The organism is Mycetocola miduiensis, from assembly GCF_900115155.1.
GTDB classification, from domain to species: domain Bacteria; phylum Actinomycetota; class Actinomycetes; order Actinomycetales; family Microbacteriaceae; genus Mycetocola_A; species Mycetocola_A miduiensis.
Genome location: NZ_FOVM01000007.1, coordinates 1 through 20,674, shown reverse-complemented (window position 1 = coordinate 20,674; position 20,674 = coordinate 1). Strand labels below are relative to the sequence as shown.

Annotated in this window: 20 protein-coding genes; 14 read left to right on the top strand and 6 right to left on the bottom strand. The window is 64.9% G+C overall.

From position 1 onward, the window contains the following. Positions 1-187: 187 nt before the first annotated feature. A complete protein-coding gene (locus BM197_RS11805; protein WP_090711777.1) occupies positions 188-1,363 on the bottom strand; it encodes an alcohol dehydrogenase catalytic domain-containing protein in 1,176 nt (391 codons plus the stop codon). A 189-nt stretch (positions 1,364-1,552) separates the two neighbouring features. Between BM197_RS11805 and BM197_RS11800 the strand changes: the two genes are divergently transcribed. After that, on the top strand, positions 1,553-2,740 hold the full coding sequence (locus BM197_RS11800) for an AI-2E family transporter (protein ID WP_090711775.1): 1,188 nt from the start codon (positions 1,553-1,555) through the stop codon (positions 2,738-2,740). On the opposite strand, the gene BM197_RS11795 is transcribed toward BM197_RS11800, so the two are convergent. Next, positions 2,697-3,497, bottom strand: a complete 801-nt coding sequence (locus tag BM197_RS11795; RefSeq protein WP_245762519.1) for an alpha/beta fold hydrolase — start codon at positions 3,495-3,497, stop codon at positions 2,697-2,699. The genes BM197_RS11800 and BM197_RS11795 overlap by 44 nt on opposite strands. Before the next feature lie 229 nt (positions 3,498-3,726). Here BM197_RS11795 and thrS point away from each other — a divergent pair, with 229 nt between their 5' ends. The 12 genes from thrS (at position 3,727) to BM197_RS11735 (ending at position 16,620) form a co-directional block, all read left to right on the top strand. Continuing rightward, complete coding sequence (gene thrS, locus BM197_RS11790; RefSeq protein WP_218151869.1) at positions 3,727-5,649, top strand: threonine--tRNA ligase; 1,923 nt, start codon at positions 3,727-3,729, stop codon at positions 5,647-5,649. Beyond that, positions 5,637-6,230, top strand: a complete 594-nt coding sequence (locus BM197_RS11785) for an HIT family protein (RefSeq protein ID WP_090711771.1) — start codon at positions 5,637-5,639, stop codon at positions 6,228-6,230. Before thrS ends, BM197_RS11785 begins: the two co-directional genes overlap by 13 nt. Positions 6,231-6,290: 60 nt before the next feature. Next, positions 6,291-7,193: a pyridoxal 5'-phosphate synthase lyase subunit PdxS gene (pdxS, locus tag BM197_RS11780; protein WP_090711770.1), complete on the top strand. Its 903-nt coding sequence runs from the start codon at positions 6,291-6,293 to the stop codon at positions 7,191-7,193. After that, the gene (gene pdxT, locus BM197_RS11775) at positions 7,183-7,788 is read left to right on the top strand and encodes a pyridoxal 5'-phosphate synthase glutaminase subunit PdxT (protein WP_090711768.1); all 606 of its coding nucleotides are present in this window, start codon (positions 7,183-7,185) and stop codon (positions 7,786-7,788) included. The genes pdxS and pdxT overlap by 11 nt, the downstream gene beginning before the upstream one ends. Before the next feature lie 63 nt (positions 7,789-7,851). Continuing rightward, positions 7,852-8,613, top strand: coding sequence for a YebC/PmpR family DNA-binding transcriptional regulator (locus BM197_RS11770; RefSeq protein WP_090711766.1), 762 nt, complete (start codon positions 7,852-7,854; stop codon positions 8,611-8,613). Positions 8,614-8,616: 3 nt separating this feature from the next. After that, complete coding sequence (ruvC, locus tag BM197_RS11765; protein WP_090711764.1) at positions 8,617-9,183, top strand: crossover junction endodeoxyribonuclease RuvC; 567 nt, start codon at positions 8,617-8,619, stop codon at positions 9,181-9,183. Positions 9,184-9,354: 171 nt separating this feature from the next. Next, positions 9,355-9,978: a Holliday junction branch migration protein RuvA gene (gene ruvA / locus BM197_RS11760; RefSeq protein WP_090711762.1), complete on the top strand. Its 624-nt coding sequence runs from the start codon at positions 9,355-9,357 to the stop codon at positions 9,976-9,978. After that, positions 9,975-11,000, top strand: a complete 1,026-nt coding sequence (ruvB, locus tag BM197_RS11755; RefSeq protein WP_090711760.1) for a Holliday junction branch migration DNA helicase RuvB — start codon at positions 9,975-9,977, stop codon at positions 10,998-11,000. Before ruvA ends, ruvB begins: the two co-directional genes overlap by 4 nt. A 70-nt stretch (positions 11,001-11,070) precedes the next feature. Next, positions 11,071-11,490 carry a preprotein translocase subunit YajC gene (gene yajC / locus BM197_RS11750; protein ID WP_090711758.1) on the top strand — a complete coding sequence of 140 codons (420 nt, stop codon included), beginning with the start codon at positions 11,071-11,073 and terminating at the stop codon, positions 11,488-11,490. Positions 11,491-11,634: 144 nt separating this feature from the next. Then, positions 11,635-13,323 carry a protein translocase subunit SecD gene (gene secD, locus BM197_RS11745; protein WP_245762518.1) on the top strand — a complete coding sequence of 563 codons (1,689 nt, stop codon included), beginning with the start codon at positions 11,635-11,637 and terminating at the stop codon, positions 13,321-13,323. Continuing rightward, positions 13,323-14,330, top strand: coding sequence for a protein translocase subunit SecF (gene secF / locus BM197_RS11740; protein ID WP_090711754.1), 1,008 nt, complete (start codon positions 13,323-13,325; stop codon positions 14,328-14,330). Before secD ends, secF begins: the two co-directional genes overlap by 1 nt. A 43-nt stretch (positions 14,331-14,373) precedes the next feature. After that, on the top strand, positions 14,374-16,620 hold the full coding sequence (locus BM197_RS11735) for a RelA/SpoT family protein (protein WP_090711751.1): 2,247 nt from the start codon (positions 14,374-14,376) through the stop codon (positions 16,618-16,620). On the opposite strand, the gene BM197_RS11730 is transcribed toward BM197_RS11735, so the two are convergent. From BM197_RS11730 to BM197_RS11715, 4 genes are all read right to left on the bottom strand, one after another. Then, a complete protein-coding gene (locus BM197_RS11730) occupies positions 16,590-17,168 on the bottom strand; it encodes a type IV toxin-antitoxin system AbiEi family antitoxin (RefSeq protein WP_090711749.1) in 579 nt (192 codons plus the stop codon). The two genes, BM197_RS11735 and BM197_RS11730, sit on opposite strands and share 31 nt — an antisense overlap. A 96-nt stretch (positions 17,169-17,264) precedes the next feature. Beyond that, a complete protein-coding gene (locus BM197_RS11725; protein WP_245762517.1) occupies positions 17,265-17,972 on the bottom strand; it encodes a phosphatase PAP2 family protein in 708 nt (235 codons plus the stop codon). After that, complete coding sequence (locus tag BM197_RS11720) at positions 17,972-19,201, bottom strand: DUF349 domain-containing protein (protein WP_090711747.1); 1,230 nt, start codon at positions 19,199-19,201, stop codon at positions 17,972-17,974. Before BM197_RS11720 ends, BM197_RS11725 begins: the two co-directional genes overlap by 1 nt. Positions 19,202-19,287: 86 nt before the next feature. Further along, positions 19,288-20,079 (bottom strand): peptidylprolyl isomerase, encoded by a 792-nt coding sequence (locus tag BM197_RS11715; RefSeq protein WP_090711745.1) that lies wholly within the window; start codon positions 20,077-20,079, stop codon positions 19,288-19,290. Positions 20,080-20,233: 154 nt separating this feature from the next. On the opposite strand from BM197_RS11715, the gene BM197_RS11710 reads away from it, so the two are divergent. Then, a partial coding sequence (locus BM197_RS11710) for an AAA family ATPase (RefSeq protein ID WP_143095065.1) occupies positions 20,234-20,674 on the top strand: 441 nt, incomplete at its 3' end.

Genomic DNA, 20,674 nt, shown 5'->3' with positions numbered 1-20,674 from the left:
CACGGCAGGACGGAGACGTCGAGTCGAGCCGCGCGTCCGAGGAACCGACCAAACCGAGCGACGACATCCTGAAGCGCAGTCGCCTCTGACGCGGAAATCTCGCGCCAGCCGCGTCATCACCTGTTCCGGACGGATCCACCCGGCGCGCCGAGTGGTCCTGACCGGAGCAGGTGACCACGCTCAGGTATCACGGCTTCAGCACAACCTTGATGCAGCCGTTCTCCTTCTTCTGGAACATCTCGTACATCTGCGGCGCCTTGTCCAGGGGAACCCGGTGGGTCACGAGATCCTCTGCGCCGAGCGGGTCGGCCGGGTCCTCGACGAGTGGCAGAAGTTCGCTCCGCCAACGCTGCACGTTGCACTGTCCCATCCGGATGCTCACCTGCTTGTCGAACAGGGTCTTCATCGGAAGCGGGTCGGCCTCGCCCGCGTACACGCCGCTCAACGACACGGTGCCGCCACGGCGGACGGAGTCGAACGACGTGTAGAGCGAGGCCATTCGGTCGACGCCAGCCGTGTCCATCAGTTTCTTCGCGAGAGGATCGGGCAACAGACCGACCGCACTCTGCGCGAACGCGGCACCGGGGCTCCCGTGAGCCTCCATCCCGACCGCTTCGACAACCGAGTCCGCACCTCGCCCATCCGTGGCGTCGCGGAGCCGTTCCACAATGTCGTCGGTCAGGTCGAACGTCTCGATGCCGTAGCGTTCCGCCATCTCCCGGCGCTCGGGCACGGGCTCGACCGCGAGAACGCGATGCCCCAGGTACTTCCCGATCCGGCCGACGAACTGCCCAACCGGTCCCAGCCCCATCACAGCGAGGATGCCGTCGGACGGCAGATCGGCGTAGACGACACCCTGCCAGGCGGTCGGGAGAATGTCGCTGAGGAACAGATACCGGTCGTCCGGCAGGTCGTGGCCCACTTTCGTGGCGTTGAAGTCTGCCAACGGCACGCGCAACCGCTCTGCCTGCCCACCGGGCACAGACCCGTACAACTCGGTGTAGCCGTAAAGCGCGGCACCGGTGCCCTTCTCGGTGTTCTGCGTCGTTTCGCACTGGGTGTGGAGCCCACGAGCGCACATGTAGCAGTCGCCACACGCGATGACGAAAGGAATCACCACGCGGTCGCCGGGAGAGAGGCGAGTAACCGCTCCGCCGACCTCCTCGACGACTCCCATCGTTTCGTGGCCGAGCACGTCGCCCTTCGACAGGAACGGGCCGAGCATCTCATAGAGGTGCAGGTCGGAACCGCAGATGGCGGTGGAGGTCACGCGGATGACAACATCCGTGGGTTTCTCGATCGTGGGGTCAGGGACGGTTTCGACTGAGACGGAGCGTTTGCCTTGCCAGGTGAGTGCCTTCATTCCCCCTTACTACGCCTCCCCAGCCTTGCCGTCGATACCTTGACGGTGCCCGACCTGCAAAGTACCGTGACCAGCGGCCAAGAATGCGGGCTTTGCGTGTGGGCAATCAGAAGAGACCGCATACTCACGGCCGCCCACACGCCGCGCAACCCCACCGGGCAGAACGGATGCACAAACTACTCTGTGAAAATGAGCCCAGAGATCCAACGACCGGAGATTCAACGCCCTGAGGGCCACGACAAGTCCGTCCGCGAACTGTGGACCGACCGGTTGGGCCACATCGGCACCCGCAGCGTCCAGATTCTCGTGATCATCACGCTTGCGTCCGTGGCCGTCATCGGCATGATCCAGTTGAAGCTCGTGGTCATCCCCGTGCTCATCGCTTTGATCGTCGCAGCCGCCGCCGCGCCGGCGATCGTCTGGCTGCGACGGTTCATGTCCGGCCTCCTCGCGGCCTGGGTCACACTGCTCGCCGGAATAATCTTCTTCGGCGGTGTCATCACACTGATCGTCTTCGCCGTCCGAAACCAGTGGGATGAGTTGGCCCGCCGGGCCGTCGAAGGCATCGACCACCTGATCGCCTGGCTGAAGGATGGACCGCTTCCGATCGATGCGCAACAGATCGAGGATGCCACTGACACGGTCATCGACTTTGTCACCAGCAGCCAATTCGGCTCAGGAGCACTCGCCGGAGTCTCCGTGGCGGCGAACATCGTCACGGGTCTGGTCCTCGCCATCGTCGTCCTGTTCTACTTCCTGAAGGACGGCGACGAAATGTGGAGGTTCTTCCTCAAACCGTTGTCCGGGGAACGGCTCGAACGCGGCAAGCGAATCGGTCGAACCTCGGTTCGGGTGCTCGGCGGTTACGTTCGCGGCACAGCGATCATCGCCTTCGTCGACGCCTTTTTCATCGGCCTCGGGCTGGTCATCCTTCAGGTTCCACTCGCGCTGCCGCTCACGGTCATCGTGTTCGTCAGCAGCTTCATCCCGATCGTCGGCGCCACCCTAGCGAGCCTCCTTGCGGCGCTCGTCGCCCTGGTCGGCACAGAGAACGGTCCGGTCACGGCCCTCATCGTTCTCGCCATCGCGGTCGGCGTGAACCAGCTCGAGGGCAACTTCCTCCAGCCGATCGTCATGGGCCAGTCGCTCAAGCTCCACCCGCTCGTCATCCTGGTCGCCCTCACCGCCGGCACGATCGTCGGTGGAGTCATCGGCGCCATTCTGGCCGTTCCGATCACTGCCGTCGCATGGGCGATTCTCAAGGTGTGGAACGGACCGGAGCTTCCGACCAGAACCCTCCAGCCTCGCCGGGCGAAACGCGCAGCCATCCCGGCTAAGAGCGCCGAGGCTCTCGTGGCTGAGACGTCGGCTCGATAGCGGGGATGCGGGCGCCGAAGTCGGCGAGAATTCCCGCCACGTCCCCTGCCCGCGTATGCTGCACGACGTGCGCGGCCCCCGGCACCTCAACGAGCCTGCCGTCCCGCGCCGTTTCGGTGAGCCTGGCCGACCAGCCGTGTGGGGCGATCGGGTCGCGTTCGCCGCGCAGGACGAGCACGGGAACCGAGACGAGCGGCAGTCTTTCTTCGGTGCGGTACCCGAGCATGACGGGAAGCTCCCTCAGATACCAACGGATGCCGCTGCGCACGTAGTCGGTCGCGACGATCCAGTTCGCGCTCGGCGTCTCACGCAGCATGTCACGGCCGAGGCGCATTCCCTGCTGCCACGGCTTCGGCGCGCGCTCGTCCACGACCGGTCCTGCGAGGACCAGCGCCCCGATCCCTGTCGGGTGCACGGCCGCGGTCTCGACCACGAACTGGCTGCCCATCGAGTGCCCGACGAGCACAGCGCCCCCCAGCTGTTCGGAGCGGACGAATTCGGCGAGCAGGGCGGCCCCGGCTTCGATCGTCAACTGCCGTGGAGGTCGCGGGGCAGCCCCGAAACCGGGCAGGTCGACGGCGAACACGGTGCCGAAGCGCTTGAGTTCTTCGGCCAGCCGCTCGAAGTAGCGTGATGACACCCCGATGCCGTGGACGAGGACGAACGTTGAATCGCCGGCCCCGGGCCCGGAATCCCACCGCCGGACAAGCATGGTGAGGTCGCCGAAGACAAACTCGGTCCTGTCGCGAGCGCTCACGGACGCCGCCCGTCGGCGGATTCCATCGGTGTGCGCTGCGCTGAAGGTTGGGGCACGGTGCGGTTCCTCTTGATCGTCGGGTGCATTCACTCTAGGGCGCGAGCACCTCAGCGTGGCACCGGCACGAGCGTCATGCCCGACGACGCTAAAGTTGGAGAGTCTTACTACAAGAGGAGCAAACCAGGTGTCTGACGGATTCGAGAGATTTACCGACCGTTCCGTTGTCGCGATGCGCGTCAACGGCGAGTTGAAGGATCTGGCGACGACGCTCACCGACACCGACGATGTGGAGGCGGTGACGATCGACTCTGCCGACGGTCTCAGCATTCTGCGCCACTCGGCGGCGCACGTTCTCGCCCAAGCCGTGCAGAAGGTCAACCCGGATGCCCGGCTCGGCATCGGGCCGCCCATCACCGACGGCTTCTACTACGACTTCCAGGTCGCCGAATCGTTCACCCCTGAGGACCTCAAGGCGTTGTCCAAGGAGATGGACCGGATCATCCGCCAGGGGCAGCGCTTCGTCCGCCGGGTCGTGACAGACGACGAGGCCCGTGAAGAACTCGCCGGCGAGCCGTTCAAGCTCGAGCTGATCGGCCTCAAGGGCGGGTCGGCCGAGGGCGCGGACAACGAAAACGTCGAGGTCGGGGGAGCGGAGCTCACCATCTACGACAACGTCAACCCGAAGACGGGTGATACCGAGTGGAAGGACCTCTGCCGGGGCCCGCACCTGCCGAACACCCGCATGATCGGCAACGGTTACGCGCTCACTCGCGTTGCTGCCGCCTACTGGCGTGGTTCGGAGAAGAACCCGCAGCTGCAGCGCATCTACGGAACGGCCTGGCCCACCAAGGACGAACTCCGGGCGTACCAGTCCCGCCTTGAGGAGGCCGCGAAACGCGACCACCGCAAGCTCGGCTCAGAACTCGACCTGTTCAGTTTCCCCGACGAGATCGGGTCCGGCCTCGCCGTGTTCCACCCCAAGGGCGGCATCATCCGCTCCGAGATCGAGAACTACCTCCGCGAACAACTGATCGAGAACGACTACGAACTCGTCAACACACCCCACATCACCAAGGGGCACCTGTACGAGATCAGCCAGCACCTGAACTGGTACCGCGACGGCATGTTCCCACCCATGCACATCGACGTGGAGACGGATGCCGACGGCAACGTCACCAAACAGGGCCAGGACTACTACCTGAAGCCCATGAACTGCCCGATGCACAACCTGATCTTCCGGGCGCGTGGGCGCAGCTACCGGGAGCTTCCGCTCCGGCTAGCCGAGTTCGGCACCGTCTACCGCTACGAGAAGAGCGGAACGCTCTCGGGCCTCACCCGGGTCCGTGGCCTCACGCAGGATGACGCCCACATTTACGTCACCCGGGACCAGATCAAGGACGAGGTCGGCCGCCAGCTGCAGTTCGTGCTCGAAACCCTCCGCGGCTACGGTCTCGACGACTTCTACCTCGAGCTCTCGACGAAGGACCCGGTCAAATTCGTGGGAGACGACGACGTCTGGGAGAGCGCCACCCAGACTCTCCGCGACGTCGCCCTTGACTCCGGTCTCGAGCTCGTCGACGATCCGGGTGGAGCGGCGTTCTACGGCCCGAAGATCTCCGTCCAGGCGCGTGACGCCATCGGACGCACCTGGCAGCTGTCGACGGTGCAGCTCGACTTCAACCAGCCGGAACTCTTCGAACTCGAGTACACGGCCGCCGACGGCACCCGCCAGCGCCCGGCGATGATCCACCGTGCGCTTCTGGGATCGGTCGAGCGCTTCTTCGCGATCCTGCTCGAGCACTACGCCGGCGCGTTCCCGGTCTGGTTGTCTCCGATCCAGGCGATCGGCATCCCCGTCGCAGAGGAGTACGCGCCATACCTCGACGAGATCGCCGCGAAGCTCAAGAAGCGCGGCGTCCGTGTGCAGGTCGACCACAGCGACGACCGGATGCCGAAGAAGATCCGCACCCACACCAAAGCGAAGATCCCGTTCCAGCTCATCGCCGGTGAGGACGACCGGGCCAACGGCGCGGTCAGCTTCCGGTTCCGCGACGGATCCCAGCTCAATGGCATCCCCGTCGACGAGGCGATCGAACGGATCGTGTCGTCCATCACAAGCCATGCGCAGGTGTCTACCGCATGGCTCGACTAGGACTCGGCGACCACGAAGAACCGAACGAACAGGCTGCGCCGATTGCCGACTCCGTCGAGTCTGCAGCGCACCTGGCCGGGGTTCCCGACGAGTTCCAGCGGTTGTGGACGCCACACCGTCTGGTATACATCCAGCACGGTCAACAGCCGGACAAGGACGAGTGCCCGTTCTGCCATGCCCCACAGATGGACGACGAGGATGCCCTCATCGTCGCGCGCGGCAAACACGCATACGTGCTGCTCAACCTGTTCCCGTACAACAGCGGCCACCTGCTCGTCTGCCCGTACCGCCACATCCCGACCTACGACAAAGCAACGCCTGAGGAAGTGGCCGAGATCGGCGCACTGACCCAGACGGCCATGACTGTGGTGCGAACCGTGTCGAGGAATGACGGCTTCAACATCGGCATGAACCAGGGCATCGTCGCCGGCGCCGGCATCGCCGGGCACCTTCACCAGCACATCGTTCCGCGTTGGGCGCAGGACTCGAACTTCCTGCCGATCATCGCGAAGACGAAAGCGCTGCCTCAACTCCTCGGTGACGTCCGCGCCGCCATCGCGGAGGCCTGGCCCACCGATTGAACCCGTGCCGGCGAAACGTGGCCGCACGCTCCTCTCCCAACGATCTAGGATGAAATCACTATGACTAACAGCAACAACACCGGCGAACAGGGTTCCAACCGCGTCAAGCGCGGTCTTGCAGAAATGCTGAAGGGCGGCGTCATCATGGACGTCGTCACAGCCGAGCAGGCGCGTATCGCCGAAGACGCCGGCGCAGTCGCCGTTATGGCCCTCGAGCGCGTGCCCGCGGACATCCGTTCGCAGGGTGGTGTCGCCCGGATGAGCGACCCCGACCTGATCGAGTCGATCATCGCCGAGGTTTCCATCCCGGTCATGGCGAAGGCCCGCATCGGCCACTTCGTCGAAGCTCAGGTTCTGCAGGCGCTCAACGTCGACTACATCGACGAGTCAGAGGTGCTCAGCCCCGCCGACTACGTCAACCACATCGACAAGTGGGACTTCAACGTGCCGTTCGTCTGTGGTGCGACCAACCTGGGTGAAGCTTTGCGCCGCATCAACGAAGGCGCGGCGATGATCCGCTCGAAGGGCGAGGCCGGAACCGGCGACGTCTCTGAGGCGACCAAACATATCCGCAAGATCAAGAGCGAGATCGCCCAGCTGAGCTCGATGTCGAAGGACGAGCTGTACGTCGCGGCCAAGGAGCTGCAGGCACCATACGAGCTCGTCGCCGAGATCGCGGAGACCGGCAAACTCCCCGTCGTCCTCTTCACCGCCGGCGGCGTCGCAACCCCGGCGGATGCCGCGATGATGATGCAGCTTGGCGCCGATGGCGTCTTCGTCGGCTCGGGCATCTTCAAGTCCGGCAACCCGGAGAAGCGCGCGGCAGCCGTCGTCAAGGCAACCACCTTCTTCGACGACCCCTCCGTGATCGCCGAAGTGTCACGCGGACTCGGTGAAGCCATGGTCGGCATCAACGTCTCCGATCTCGCCGCGCCGCACCGCCTCGCCGAACGTGGCTGGTAGCGGAACGCCTCGAATCGGGGTCCTCGCCCTCCAGGGAGATTTCCGGGAACACGCGATCGTTCTGCGTGGACTCGGTGCGGATGTCGTCAACGTCCGGCGGCCAGAGGAACTGGCCGCCGTCGACGGGCTGATCCTGCCCGGCGGTGAGTCGAGCGTGCAGGACAAACTGTCCAGAACGTTCGGCCTCGCCGAGCCCCTGAAGCAGGCGATCGCATCGGGTCTGCCCGTCTACGGGACCTGTGCCGGGCTGATCTTCCTTGCCGACCGCATCACCGACGGCATCGCGGGGCAGCAAACGCTCGGTGGGCTCGACGTCGTCGTGCGCCGGAACGCCTTCGGCTCGCAACTCGACTCCTTCGAAACCGACCTTGACGTTCCCGTTCTCGGGGGCGAACCGGTCCACGCCGTTTTCATTCGGGCCCCCGTGGTCGACACACTCGGACCGCGGGCCACAGCGCTCGCCTCACTCGCCGACGGTCGCGTCGTCGCAGTGGAGCAAGGTAACCTGCTGGGCACCGCATTCCATCCTGAAGTGACCGGAGACATCCGGTTCCACGCCTATTTCCTCGACAAGGTTCGCGCACACGCAGCCTGAACCCGTGCAAGCCCTGCCGGGTGATTTAGACTAGGGCGGTTAGCCATCCAGTAAGGGAGCACATTGTCCGGACACTCCAAGTGGGCGACGACGAAGCACAAGAAGGCGATCACTGACTCACGCCGTGCCAAAGCGTTCGCGAAGCTCATCAAGAACATCGAGGTCGCCGCGAAGATGGGCGGCGCCGACCTGTCAGGCAACCCGACGCTCGTCGACGCAATCCAGAAGGCGAAGAAGACCTCCGTCCCCAACGACAACATCGACCGCGCGGTCAAGCGTGGCGCCGGTCTGTCGGGTGAGTCGGTCAGCTACACGACGATCATGTACGAGGGCTACGCCCAGCACGGTGTCGCCCTGCTCATCGAGTGTCTGACCGACAACAAGAACCGTGCAGCCGCTGACGTGCGCACGATCATGAGCCGCAATGGCGGCACCATGGGTGACCCGGGAAGCGTCGCATACAACTTCGCACGCAAGGGCATCATCGTCGTCCCCGCGTCAGGCACGACCGAAGACGACGTCCTCACCGCCGTCCTCGACGCTGGTGCAGAAGAAGTGGTCAACGAGGGTGAAACCTTCGAGATCCTCACCGAGCCGTCCGACCTGGTCGCCACCCGTACGGCGCTGCAGGAAGCCGGCATCGACTACGACTCGGCCGACGCCGCGTTCGTGCCGAACCTCAAGGTCGAAGTCGATGCCGAGACCGCGCGCAAGATCTTCAAGCTCATCGACGCGCTCGAGGACTCCGACGACGTGCAGAACATCTACAGCAACTACGACCTGTCGCCTGAGGCCCAGGCCGAGCTTCAGACCGAGGACGATTAGGCGGTGACCCTCCGGGTGCTCGGCGTCGACCCCGGCCTCACACGCTGTGGGATCGGAATCGTCGACGTCGAACCCAACCGGAAGGCACGGCTGGTGTCGTACACGGTCGTTCGGAGCGCCATCGATGCGCCCATCGACCAGCGGCTACTCGTCATCGGGCGGGGTCTCGATGACGCGCTCGACGAGTTCCTGCCCCAGGCGGTCGCAGTGGAGCGGGTGTTCGCGCAGCACAATCTCCGCACGGTGATGGGAACCGCCCAGGTGTCCGGCCTTGCACTGCATGCCGCCGCGAAGCGGGACCTGCGGGTGGGACTCCACACGCCGTCCGAGGTGAAGGCGGCGATCACCGGATACGGGTCTGCTGACAAGAAGCAGGTCGCGACCATGGTGGCCCGCGTGCTCGGGCTCGCCGAACCGCCGCAGCCGGCGGATGCCGCCGACGCGCTGGCACTCGCCATCTGTCACGCCTGGCGGGGAGGCATCCCTGCATCCGGGGGAGCGGCGACAACGCTCACGCCCGCCCAGGAGGCGTGGGCGAAGGCCGAGAAGGCGGCCAGGGGCGGCCGCTAGCTGGGGCACGGCGCTGCGTGCTCATCGGGCGCAGAAGTCGACAACCCCGCCGGAGAACCGGCGTTTGGGACGGACGAACCGACGCCACTCCCGCCGCCGCCAGCATCCGGAGTCAACCCGCGGCAGCGTGGCGATCCCTCCTCTGTCGGATGCCCAACGTAGGCTGGAAGCGTGATCTCAAGCGTACGTGGAACAGTCCTCTCAGCCGTCGGCGGCAACGTCGTTCTCGAGGTCGGCGGCATCGGCTATGCGGTCCAGGTCACCCCCGAACATGCCCTCGCCCTCCGTGTCGGCGACCAGGCGTTCGTCCACACCTCGTTCATCGTGCGTGAGGACTCCATGAGCCTGTTCGGCTTCGAAACCCGTGAGCAACTCTCCGTCTTCGAACTGCTCACCGGGGTCACCGGGGTCGGACCCAAGTCGGCCCTCGGCGTACTCTCCGTTCTCGGCCCAGGACAGATCGCGACCGCTGTCGCGACCGAGGACGACGCTGTCTTCCGCAAGGTCTCCGGCATCGGCCCCAAGACGGCGAAACTCATCGTCGTGTCCCTCGCCGGCAAACTCATCGCCCACACCGAACCTGCAGCATCCACCGTGGTTCCGCCAACCGGTGACCAGGTGGTCGTCGCCCTCGTCGGGCTCGGCTGGTCAGAGAAGGTCGCCGTCGACGCCGTCGCCAACGTGATCTCCTCGAACCCGGATGCCGCGACGTTCCCCGTGCAGACGCTCCTGCGCCTCGCACTGGCCCAGCTCGGTCCCGCCCAGCACGGCGCAGCATCCGCGGTCCGCGCATGAGCGACTTCGACCTCACCGACCCTGAGCCGCAATCCGACGCCGAACTGGTCTTCGAGGGCGCTCTGCGCCCGCAGAGCCTCGGCGAATTCGTCGGGCAGACCAAGGTCCGCGGCCAGCTCGAACTCCTGCTGCGGGCAGCAGCACTCCAGGGCCGCACCGCCGATCACATCCTGCTCGCCGGCCCTCCTGGTCTCGGCAAGACAACCCTGGCCATGATCGTCGCGCATGAAAGCCAGAAGCCTCTCCGGATGTCGAGCGGCCCCGCGATCCAGCACGCCGGCGACCTCGCTGCCGTGCTCTCCAGCCTTGTGCCGGGCGAAGTCCTCTTCATCGATGAGATCCACCGGATGGCGCGCTCCGCTGAAGAGATGCTCTACCTCGCCATGGAGGACTTCCGCATCGACATCATGGTGGGCAAAGGGCAGGGGGCAACGTCGGTACCGCTCGACCTGGCGCCGTTCACCCTCGTGGGTGCGACCACGCGGTCCGGCCTTCTGCCGAACCCGCTCCGTGACCGCTTCGGCTTCACCGCACACCTCGAGTTCTATGACGCACCCGAACTCGAGCAGGTGCTGCAGCGGGCGGCGCGGATGCTCAACTTCCCAATCGACGACAACGCTCTCGCCGAGATCGCCGGCCGCTGCCGCGGAACCCCACGCATCGCCAACCGGCTGCTGCGCCGGGTGCGCGATTACGTTCTCGTCCACCGAGCAGACGCCGACATGGCATCCGTCCGAGCCGCACTGAACCTGTACGACGTCGATGAGCTCGGGCTGGACCGGCTCGACCGTGCGGTGATGGAAATTCTGCTGACCCGGTTCGGGGGAGGGCCCGTCGGGCTGAACACCCTCGCCGTCTCCGTCGGCGAAGAAGCCGAAACCGTCGAAAGCGTGGTTGAACCGTTCCTCGTGCGAATCGGCCTGATCACCCGAACACCGCGCGGGCGGATGGCGACTCCAGAGGCGTTTGCCCACTTCGGGGTGGCCTACACTCAGGGTTCTCTACTGCCCGATGTTCTATAATCCTTAATTGGCCTATCGGCCCCATCCCTAACCTTGCGGTGATCTCATCGCGGAAGGCTCCACAGAACTCATGATTCTTGACCCGCTCAGCATTGGCATGCTCGCCATTCTCGCCGTCCTCATCTTCTTCATGTTCCGCAACGGACAGAAGCGCAAGAAGGACCTCGAAGAGAAGCAGACGAAGATCGTCCCCGGTGCAGAGGTGATGACCAACTTCGGTGTCTTCGGCACCATCCTCAGCGTGAACGATGACAAGGTACAGGTCGAGACAAGCCCGGGCAACGTGCTCACCGTCCACAAGCAGACCATCGTCCGCTTCCTCGACGACGAAGTGGCTCCTGCTGAAGCTGACGATGTCTCCGACAGCGCTCCGGAGCAGGTCAACGAAGACCACCCCACATACCCTGCAGCGCCCGAGTTCGGCGAGAGCGCCGACACCACGGACACCAAGCCTGCTTCTGATTCACGTGAGAAGAACACCGACCAGTAGTCTTCGTGAGGGACGCGGCGCCCTGTCGGCGCCCGTCCCGAAGTCTGCACCACCTCGAAGCGTCCGTCCCGCCCTCCTGCGGGAATGGGCGGTCATAGAAAGCTGAGTACGCCGTTGGCACAGTCGAAGTTGTCGCCTACCCGCATGGCCAGGCGCTCCCTGACCTGGCTGGGTGTCATCACCCTTGGCCTCCTCGCCATCCTCATCGGCGGCATCCTCACCAGCAACGCCAGCTGGGCGCCTAAGCTCGCGCTCGACCTCGAGGGCGGCACGCAGATCATCCTCCAGCCGAACATCGAGGATGGCAGCCAGGCGACATCGGACCAGCTCAACCAGGCTGTGTCGATCATCCGCCAGCGTGTCGACGCCTCCGGTGTGTCCGAAGCCGAAGTCAACACCGAGGGCAACAACGTCGTCGTCTCCATCCCCGGTAAGGCCGATGAGGAGACCCGAAAGCGTATCGAGGCATCCGCGAAGCTCGAATTCCGCCCGGTGCTCGTCGCCGGTCAGCCCTCGAACACCTTCGTGGGCGAAGACGGAACCGAGACCCCGTACCCGACGCCGGACCCCGCCCTGCCGAACACACCAACGGCAGAACCGACCAGCCCCAGCGACCTCAGCCAGATCACCCCGGCACTGCAGGCCGAGTACCAGGCCTTCGACTGCAGCCAGCCGGTCGAAGCCGGCGTCGTCCAGCCAGCCGATCAGCCGATCGTCGCTTGTGAGGTCGACGGCAGTGTCAAGTACATCCTCGGCCCCGTCGAGGTCGAGGGTTCGCACATCACCGACGCCACGAACGGGATGCGCACCACCCAGTCCGGCGCAACCACCGGCGAATGGGCTGTCAACCTCCGGTTCGACCGCGAGGGCACCGAGCAGTTCGCCAAGGTGACCAGCCGCCTGAACGGCCTGGAGAGCCCGCAGAACCAGTTCGCGATCGTGCTCGACAACCAGGTCATCTCTGCGCCGCAGACCCTCGCCGTCATCTCCGACGGCAGGCCCGAGATCTCCGGAAACTTTACCCAGGAGTCCTCGAAGACCCTCGCCGACCAGCTGAAGTACGGCGCGCTGCCGATCAGCTTCACCGTGCAGAGCTCCGATCAGATCTCCGCGACGCTCGGCTCGAGCCAGCTGCAGATCGGTATTCTCGCCGGCATCATCGGCCTTATCCTCGTCGGGATCTATACCCTCTTTCAGTACCGCATGCTGGGCTTCGTCACCATCGCGTCGCTCATCATCGCCGGAGTACTGACCTACCTCGTCATTGCGATCCTGTCCTGGCGCAACGGTTACCGTCTCTCGCTCGCCGGTGTCGCCGGTTTGATCGTGGCGATCGGCTTCACGGCTGACTCGTTCATCATCTACTTCGAACGAATACGAGACGAATTGCGGGATGGCCGCGGACTCGAGTCGGCGGTTGAAGCCGGCTGGCGGCGCGCCAAACGCACGATTTACGCGTCGAAGGGCGTCAACCTTCTCGCCGCCGTCGTGCTGTACGTACTCGCCGTTGGCAACGTGAAGGGCTTCGCGTTCACCCTCGGTGTCACCACCGTGATCGACGTGATCGTCGTTATCCTCTTCACCCACCCTATGCTCCAGCTCCTTGCGCGCACCCGGTTCTTCTCCAGCGGTCACCCGCTCTCCGGCCTCGACCCGAAGGCGCTCGGCGCTGTCTACCGGGGTCGGGCGCAGTTCCGTGCCCCGACCGAGGTCAACAAGGTGAAGGCAGCAAAGTCCAGTCGTGAGGCCACCAAGCGCCAGACGATCGCAGAACGCAAACAGGCCGAGCTGATCGCTTCGGGCGGCACAAAGAGCCAGGAGAAGGATTCCTAATGGCAAGCCTGACCACATTCGGTAACGACCTCTACACGGGGAAGCGTTCCTTCAACTTCGTTGGGAACCGCAAGGTTTGGTTCAGCGTCGCCATCCTGCTCGTGCTCGCCTCGATCCTGGTCCCGGTGGTCAAGGGCGGCTTCAACCTGAGCTTCGAGTTCACGGGTGGGTCGCAGTTCACCATCTCACCGGTGGAATCCGCTGACCAGGACAAGGCGACCGATGCCGTCGCGAGCGTCGTTCCTGACGCCGTGGCGAAGGTCACCACAGTGGGCGACGATTCGGTCCGAGTGCAGACGAACCAGCTGACCAACGAGCAGACCGACGAGGTCGCCGCAGCTCTCGCTGCCGCGTTCAACGTGGATGAGAGCGCCGTCACGACGTCCTTCATCGGTGCCTCGTGGGGCCAGGACGTGACCAAACAGGCGATCACCGGTCTCCTGATCTTCCTCGCGCTCGCGTTCCTGATCATGGCGCTGTACTTCCGCACCTGGAAGATGTCGGCGGCGGCGATGATCGCGCTGCTCGACGTTCTCATCATCACCCTGGGCGTGTACTCGGCCAGCGGGTTCGAGATCAGCCCGGCAGCCATCATCGGCTTCCTCACGATCCTCGGCTACTCGCTGTATGACACCGTCGTCGTCTTCGACAAGATTCGGGAGAACACCACAGAGGACGGGGAGAACTCCTCGCGGACATTCGCCGAATCGGTGAACCTCGCAGTGAACCAGACCCTCGTGCGCTCGATCAACACGTCCGTGGTGGCGGCACTGCCGGTGGCATCCATTCTCCTGATCGGTGACTTCATTCTCGGGGCCGAAACGCTCCGCGACATCTCGCTGTCGCTGTTCGTCGGAATCATCGTCGCCACCTACTCGACGATCTTCGTTGCGGCGCCGTTGTACGCGCTGTTCCGGCAGAACGAACCGGAGATCCGGAAGCGTGACGCCAGGATTTTGGATGCCCGTAAGCGTTCGGTGGAGCCAGTCATCGCACCTGCGATCTGACCACCCCTTTCTCGCGGGATAATAGAGCGTAAGGAGGCAAGCGATGACTGAGACGCAATCGTCAAGCGCTTCCTTGCGCCGCCTTGTTCCGCGGATCTTCTCGAAGGCCCAGCCGGCCGGCGCGGTCGACCGGCTCGTTCGCACCGCCAGGATGCACCACCCGAAGGTCGATCTCTCCATCATCGAGCGCGCCTACACTGTCGCTGAGCGGGCGCACCGGGGACAGAAGCGGCAGAGCGGTGAACCGTACATCACTCACCCGGTCGCCGTGGCGCAGATCCTCGCCGATCTAGGTATCGGCCCGAAGACCCTCGCCGCCGCGCTCCTGCACGACACCGTCGAGGACACCGGTTATCCGCTCGACGAGCTGCGCGCCGAATTCGGTGACGAAGTCGCGATGCTCGTCGACGGCGTCACGAAACTGGACAAGGTCAAGTACGGCGAAAGTGCTCAGGCTGAGACCGTCCGGAAAATGATCGTGGCGATGTCGAAAGACATCCGCGTGCTCGTGATCAAGCTCGCCGACCGCCTGCACAACGCCAGGACCTGGGGCTTCGTGCCGCCGGAGAAGGCTGCGAAGAAGGCGACGGAGACGCTCGAGATCTACACGCCCCTCGCACACCGCCTGGGTATCCAGACGATCAAGTGGGAGCTCGAAGACCTCTCGTTCGCCGTCCTGTACCCCAAGCTCTACGCCGAGATCGAAAGCCTCGTCAAACAACGCACCCCGCAGCGTGAAGAGCTCGTGCACCAGGTCATCGACTCGGTCAACGACGATCTCAAGGCAGCAAAGATCCGCGGCAAGGTCGTCGGGCGACCGAAGCAGTACTACTCGATCTACCAGAAGATGATCGTTCGCGGTCGTGACTTCGACGAGATCTACGATCTCATCGGCATCCGGATTCTCGTGAATTCGGTGCGTGACTGTTACGCGGTGCTCGGTGCGATCCACGCACGGTGGACGCCGATCCCCGGCCGGTTCAAGGACTACATCGCCACGCCCAAGTTCAACCTGTACCAGTCGCTGCACACGACGGTGATCGGGCCGGGCGGCAAGAGCGTCGAGATCCAGATCCGCACACACGAGATGCACCAGCACGCGGAGTACGGTGTCGCCGCGCACTGGAAGTACAAAGAGAACGTCAACGGCAAGAGCGCCGGGGCGAAGGCCAACGAGAACGACATGGTCTGGCTCGCCCACATCTCCGACTGGCAGGCAGAGACAGCCGACCCGGGGGAGTTCCTCGACTCGCTGCGCTTCGAGATCGGCGCGAAAGAGGTCTACGTCTTCACGCCGAAGGGTCGGGTGATCGGTCTCCCCGCCGGCGCGACCCCGGTCGACTTCGCCTACGGTGTGCACACCGAGGTCGGGCACCGCACCATGGGTGCCAAGGTCAACGGACGGCTCGTGCCGCTCGAAACCGAACTCAACAGCGGCGACGTGGTCGAAGTGTTCACCTCGAAGAACCCTGACTCAGGGCCCAGCCAGGACTGGCTGCACTTCGTCAAGAGCACGCGCGCGCGCAACAAGATCCGTCAATGGTTCACCAAGGAGCGCCGCGACGAAGCGATTGAGCAGGGCAAGGATGCCATCGCACGCGCGATGCGCAAGCAGAACCTTCCGCTTCAGAAGCTCATGAGCCAGGACTCGTTCGCCGAGGTCGCTGCCCAGATGAAGTACGAGGACGTCTCGGCGCTCTACGCTGCCGTCGGCGAAGGCCACGTCTCCACGCAGTCGGTGCTCGAGAAAGTCGCCGCCCTGCTGCAGGGCGACAGCGAAGCCGAGGTCGAGGCCATCGACTTCCCGGTCCGCGGGCGCACCCGGCGGTTGCCGCACAGCGACTCCGGCGTGCTTGTGCGTGGTGCTCCCGACATCCTCGTCAAGATGTCCAAGTGCTGCACCCCGGTTCCCGGCGACGACATCGTGGGTTTCGTGACCCGTGGGTCCGGTGTATCGGTTCACCGCAGCGACTGCCACAACGTGCAGGAACTGCTGAAGGAACCGGAACGGATGATCGACGTTGAGTGGGCACCGACGTCCAAGAGCGTCTTTCTCGTCAACATCCAGGTCGAGGCGCTTGACCGTGCCGGACTCCTCAGTGACGTCACTCGGGTGCTCAGTGAGCACCACGTCAACATCCTCTCCGCGACGGTCTCGACGTCCACCAATCGGCTGGCGATCAGCCGGTTCGTGTTCGAGATGGGGGACACCACCCACCTCGACCGGGTTCTCAATGCTGTCCGCCGAATCGATGCGGTCTACGACGTGTATCGGGTCAACGGCGGCTGAGCCGCAGCCAGCGCGATCCGGTCCACGGCAAGCCCCGCACCAGGCAGTCTGCTGCGGATGCTACGGGCCACGTCGTCGGGACCGATACCGAACACCCTAACGAGGCTATCGATCGCGTAGCGGTCAGCTTCTCGCGCCGAAGCGCGCCGCGCGAGGTCGAACACCGTGCGAACCGGTGTGGTGACCCGGAGGGATCCGACCAGGCACTCGTCGGCTTCGGTCAGTGACAGTTCCCGGAACAGAAAACGCCGAGGCAGCCGCAGCGCCGCCCGTTCCTCGAGTCGCGTACAGACTTCGTGACAAGGCGGTGGAGCATCCGTCCCACCGTGCAGCCACGCCGCCGTCAATCCCATCATGATGAGACGGCGGGTGCTCTCCGATGCTGGAAGCAGCGCAGCAACCGCACTCGCCCGTAGTTCGGGCCGGTCTGGCTCGTCTGCACACACCCACCCCTCGTCGACGGCGAAGAGTTCACCATCGAGCCTCGCTGCCGCGAGTTCGGCGTTCGGAAGTGTTCCCGGGGTGAGGACGGGCGGCAAGCAGTCCATGCCGGAAAGCCTGCACCTTAACAGCGGCTCTCGAACTCCGTGCAGCGGTCCTGTGTAGAGCCGGACCTGGCGTTGCCGGTGTGGAGAGTCCCGGGCTCAGGACCGGAGCGACTCCGTCATCCCCTGCTCCTCTTTCGTCCGTGTCCGACGTCGGCGGACCGTCTCGATCGCAAGCCACGCCACCGATCCGGCGATGATACCGAGCAACGCCCCAGCGATGACGTCAGTCAGCCAGTGTGCCTCGAGGTAGGTGCGGCACCACGCCATGGCGACGACCCACACCGTTCCGAGAACCCACAGCAACCAGTGACGGAAGATGAGGGCCAGAACCAGCGCAACCGTGGCCGCCATCGCGGTGTGCCCTGACGGGAACGACGTTGGCACCGTCTCTGCGAGGGATGTCTCCGGACGGGTCCTGGCGACCGCAGCGGCGAGCGGTGCGGCCATCGCCACAGACGTCACCATCGCGGCAGCCACCGTGAGCGCGACGACCTTCCAGCGCAGGTACAGGAACGTCCCCACCATCGCCAGCCCGATGATCAGCATCGGAATCGGGCCGCCGATGACGGCGGGAATCCAGGCCAGAAAGAGCCCGGCATCCGTCCGCTGCTCGAGCATCAGGTCGCCCCACCACAGGTCGACGGGCTCGGCAAGGTACCGCTTTCCGTAGCTGAGTCCGCTCACTATCCCGAACGCGATGGCCGCCGCGACGAAGACGACGAGCACCACCCGTCGGGGATGATCGGATGCTGCCGGAGGAGGGGTCGGCCGCCGACGGCTCGACCGCTGAGCGGACGTCGACATCAGGAGAGCGCGTTGAGCCAGAGCTTGCGGGCTTCGAGCGCGTCGGTGGCCTCGGTGATCCTGGCCTGGTCTCCGGATGCCTTCGCCTCCTGGAGTTCGTGCTCGAGCTTCGCGATGGCGGCGTTCAGCTGTCCGGCGAGGCCCTCGGTTCGCGCTTTGGTCTCGGGGTTGTTGCGCTTCCAGTGGTCGTCGTCCATGGTGCGAAGGTGCTGCTCGACCTTGCGAAGACGGTCTTCGACATTCTTGACCTGGTCACGGGGAACCTTGCCGATGTCATCCCAGCGGCGCTGGATGTCGGCGAGCGTCGAACGCACCTTGTCGCGGTCGGTCTCGGCCAGAAGCGGTTCTGCCTCTTCGAGAAGAGCGAGTTTCGCTTCGAGGTTCCCCTGGAATTCAGCGTTGTCGCGGGCATCCACCTCGGACTTCGCCGCGTAGATCGCGTCACCGGCTGCTTTGAAGCGCGCCCACAGCGCGTCATCATGACGCTTGCCTGCACGACCGGACTGCTTCCACTCGTCGAGCAGCGCCCGGTAGCCGGGGATGCCGTCGACGCCCTTTTCAACCAGCGCTTCGGCTTTCTCGATCAGCGCCTGCTTGCGGGACTTGGCATCTCGGTGCACCGTGTCGAGTTCAGCGAAGAACGCGCGGCGGTTCTGCTCGATCGTCGACTTGGCGGAACGGAACCGCTTCCAAAGGTCGTTCGCTTCGCCCTTGGGCAGCTTCGGACCTTCCTGCTGGTGCGTCTGCCACTGGGCGAACAGAGCATTGATCTGCTCGGTTGTGTTCTTCCACTGGGCCTTCGCAGGGTCCTGCGCGGCCAGCTTTTCAGCTTCCTGCACGATCGCGGTGCGCACGGCCAGCGCCTCGGCGACGGCCGCTTTCGCTTCTTCGCCCTGCTGCTCGGTCAGCTCGCCGACGGTGGTGTCAAGAGCGGCGACACGCGCCTTCAGGCCCTCCAGGTCGCCAACGGCGTTGGCGCCGTCCAGGTTCTTGGCGAGGCGGGCGACCGCCGTGGCTACATCCGCCGCCGGCGCTCCGCGCTTCACGCGCTGCTCGAGAAGGGTCACCTGGCCGGCCAGGTCGACGTACTTGCGCTCGAAGTAGGCGAGGGCTTCTTCGGCCGTGCCATCGGGATACTGGCCGACTTCGCGCCAGTCGTCACCCTCGCGAACGAAGACGGCGCCGGACTCGTCGACGCGGCCCCATGGTTGCTGCTCTGAATTAGACACGTGCCTCACCTTGCTGTGGGTGTCACACTCGCGTGCGACCGGAAACTCTGCTCAAGCCTATTACGTCGGGGCTTGGGGCCGGATAGCTATTCGACGGTGACACTCGTGATCGAGACCGGGACGGCCGGCGGGCCGTCTGTGGCGCCACCCTCAATGCCCTTCTCGACCACTGCAGTCTTCAGTTCCTCGAGTCCGCTGGTGACTTTGCCGAGGACCGTGTAACCGCCCGCGGCATCCGATGGAATGCTCGTCTCTTCGTAGACGATGAAGAACTGGCTGCCGTTGCTGTATGCGTTGCCGCTCTGCCGCGCCATGGCGATGGTGCCGGCGGGGTAGACATCGTCTGCCGGCGCGTTCTCGACCGGCCCGTAGCTGTAGCCGGGGCCACCGCTGCCGTCGCCCTCGGGGTCACCGCACTGGAGCACAAAGAAGCCGCCGTTGGTGAGCCGGTGGCAGGGAACGCCGTTGTAGAACCCGCTCTGGGCGAGAGAGATGAAGGATGCGACGGCCTGCGGTGCTGCCGCGCCGTCGAGTTCGATCGCGAGCGGCACATCGTTGATCGTCAGTGCGCCGGTCCAGGTGCGGCCTTCGGCCAGGGCCGGATCAGGCACGTCTCCGACGTTCTCACCGGTGGGCGCTGGCGTTTCCGTGGGCTCGGGCTCAGCGGTGGCGACCGGGTTGCCTGGGCCAGCAGTGAAATAGGCGAGCTGGGCGAACGTGGCGCCTGTGGCCACCGCGACGATCGCGATAACAGCAATCCAGTTGTCGCGCACACGACGGTGGATCCGATACTCGTGCATGGCCTGGCGGGCCTTGTACCCCCTGAGACGTTCACGGTTCGCTCGGGACGCACGGTCATCGATTCTGCTGGGTGCCACGTGGATCCTCCATGGGTGCGGGTGCGCAGTCGCGCGGGGGAGAAGCCTGTGGCTTCCTCACCCTGCTGAAACTTTACGGTCACCCCGGTCTGCGTACCAAATGGTCGGCGGCACCGGTGCGCTGAGCACGGTGTCGGCGGGTTAGCCTTGCATCATGGCTAATACGACAGCGGCGCTGCACTCAGGCAGTGTGCCGCTCGCCGTCCGGATGCGCCCGAAGAGCCTCGACGAGGTCGCCGGCCAGCGCCACTTGCTGAAGCCAGGGTCGCCACTCGTCAGCCTCGCGACGAGCAAGTCCGGCGACAAAGGTTCCGTGTCCGTCATCCTCTGGGGCCCGCCCGGCACAGGCAAGACAACCATTGCGCAGTCGATCGCGCACAGCTCAGGTCGCCGGTTCGTCGAGTTGTCCGCCGTGACGGCCGGCGTCCGCGACGTCCGACAGGTGATGGACGAGGCGATGACCAGTCGCGACCTGTATGGGCTGTCGACCGTTCTCTTCCTCGATGAGATCCACCGGTTCACGAAGGCACAGCAGGATGCTCTCCTGCCCGGTGTCGAGAACGGCTGGGTCATCCTCGTCGCGGCGACCACTGAG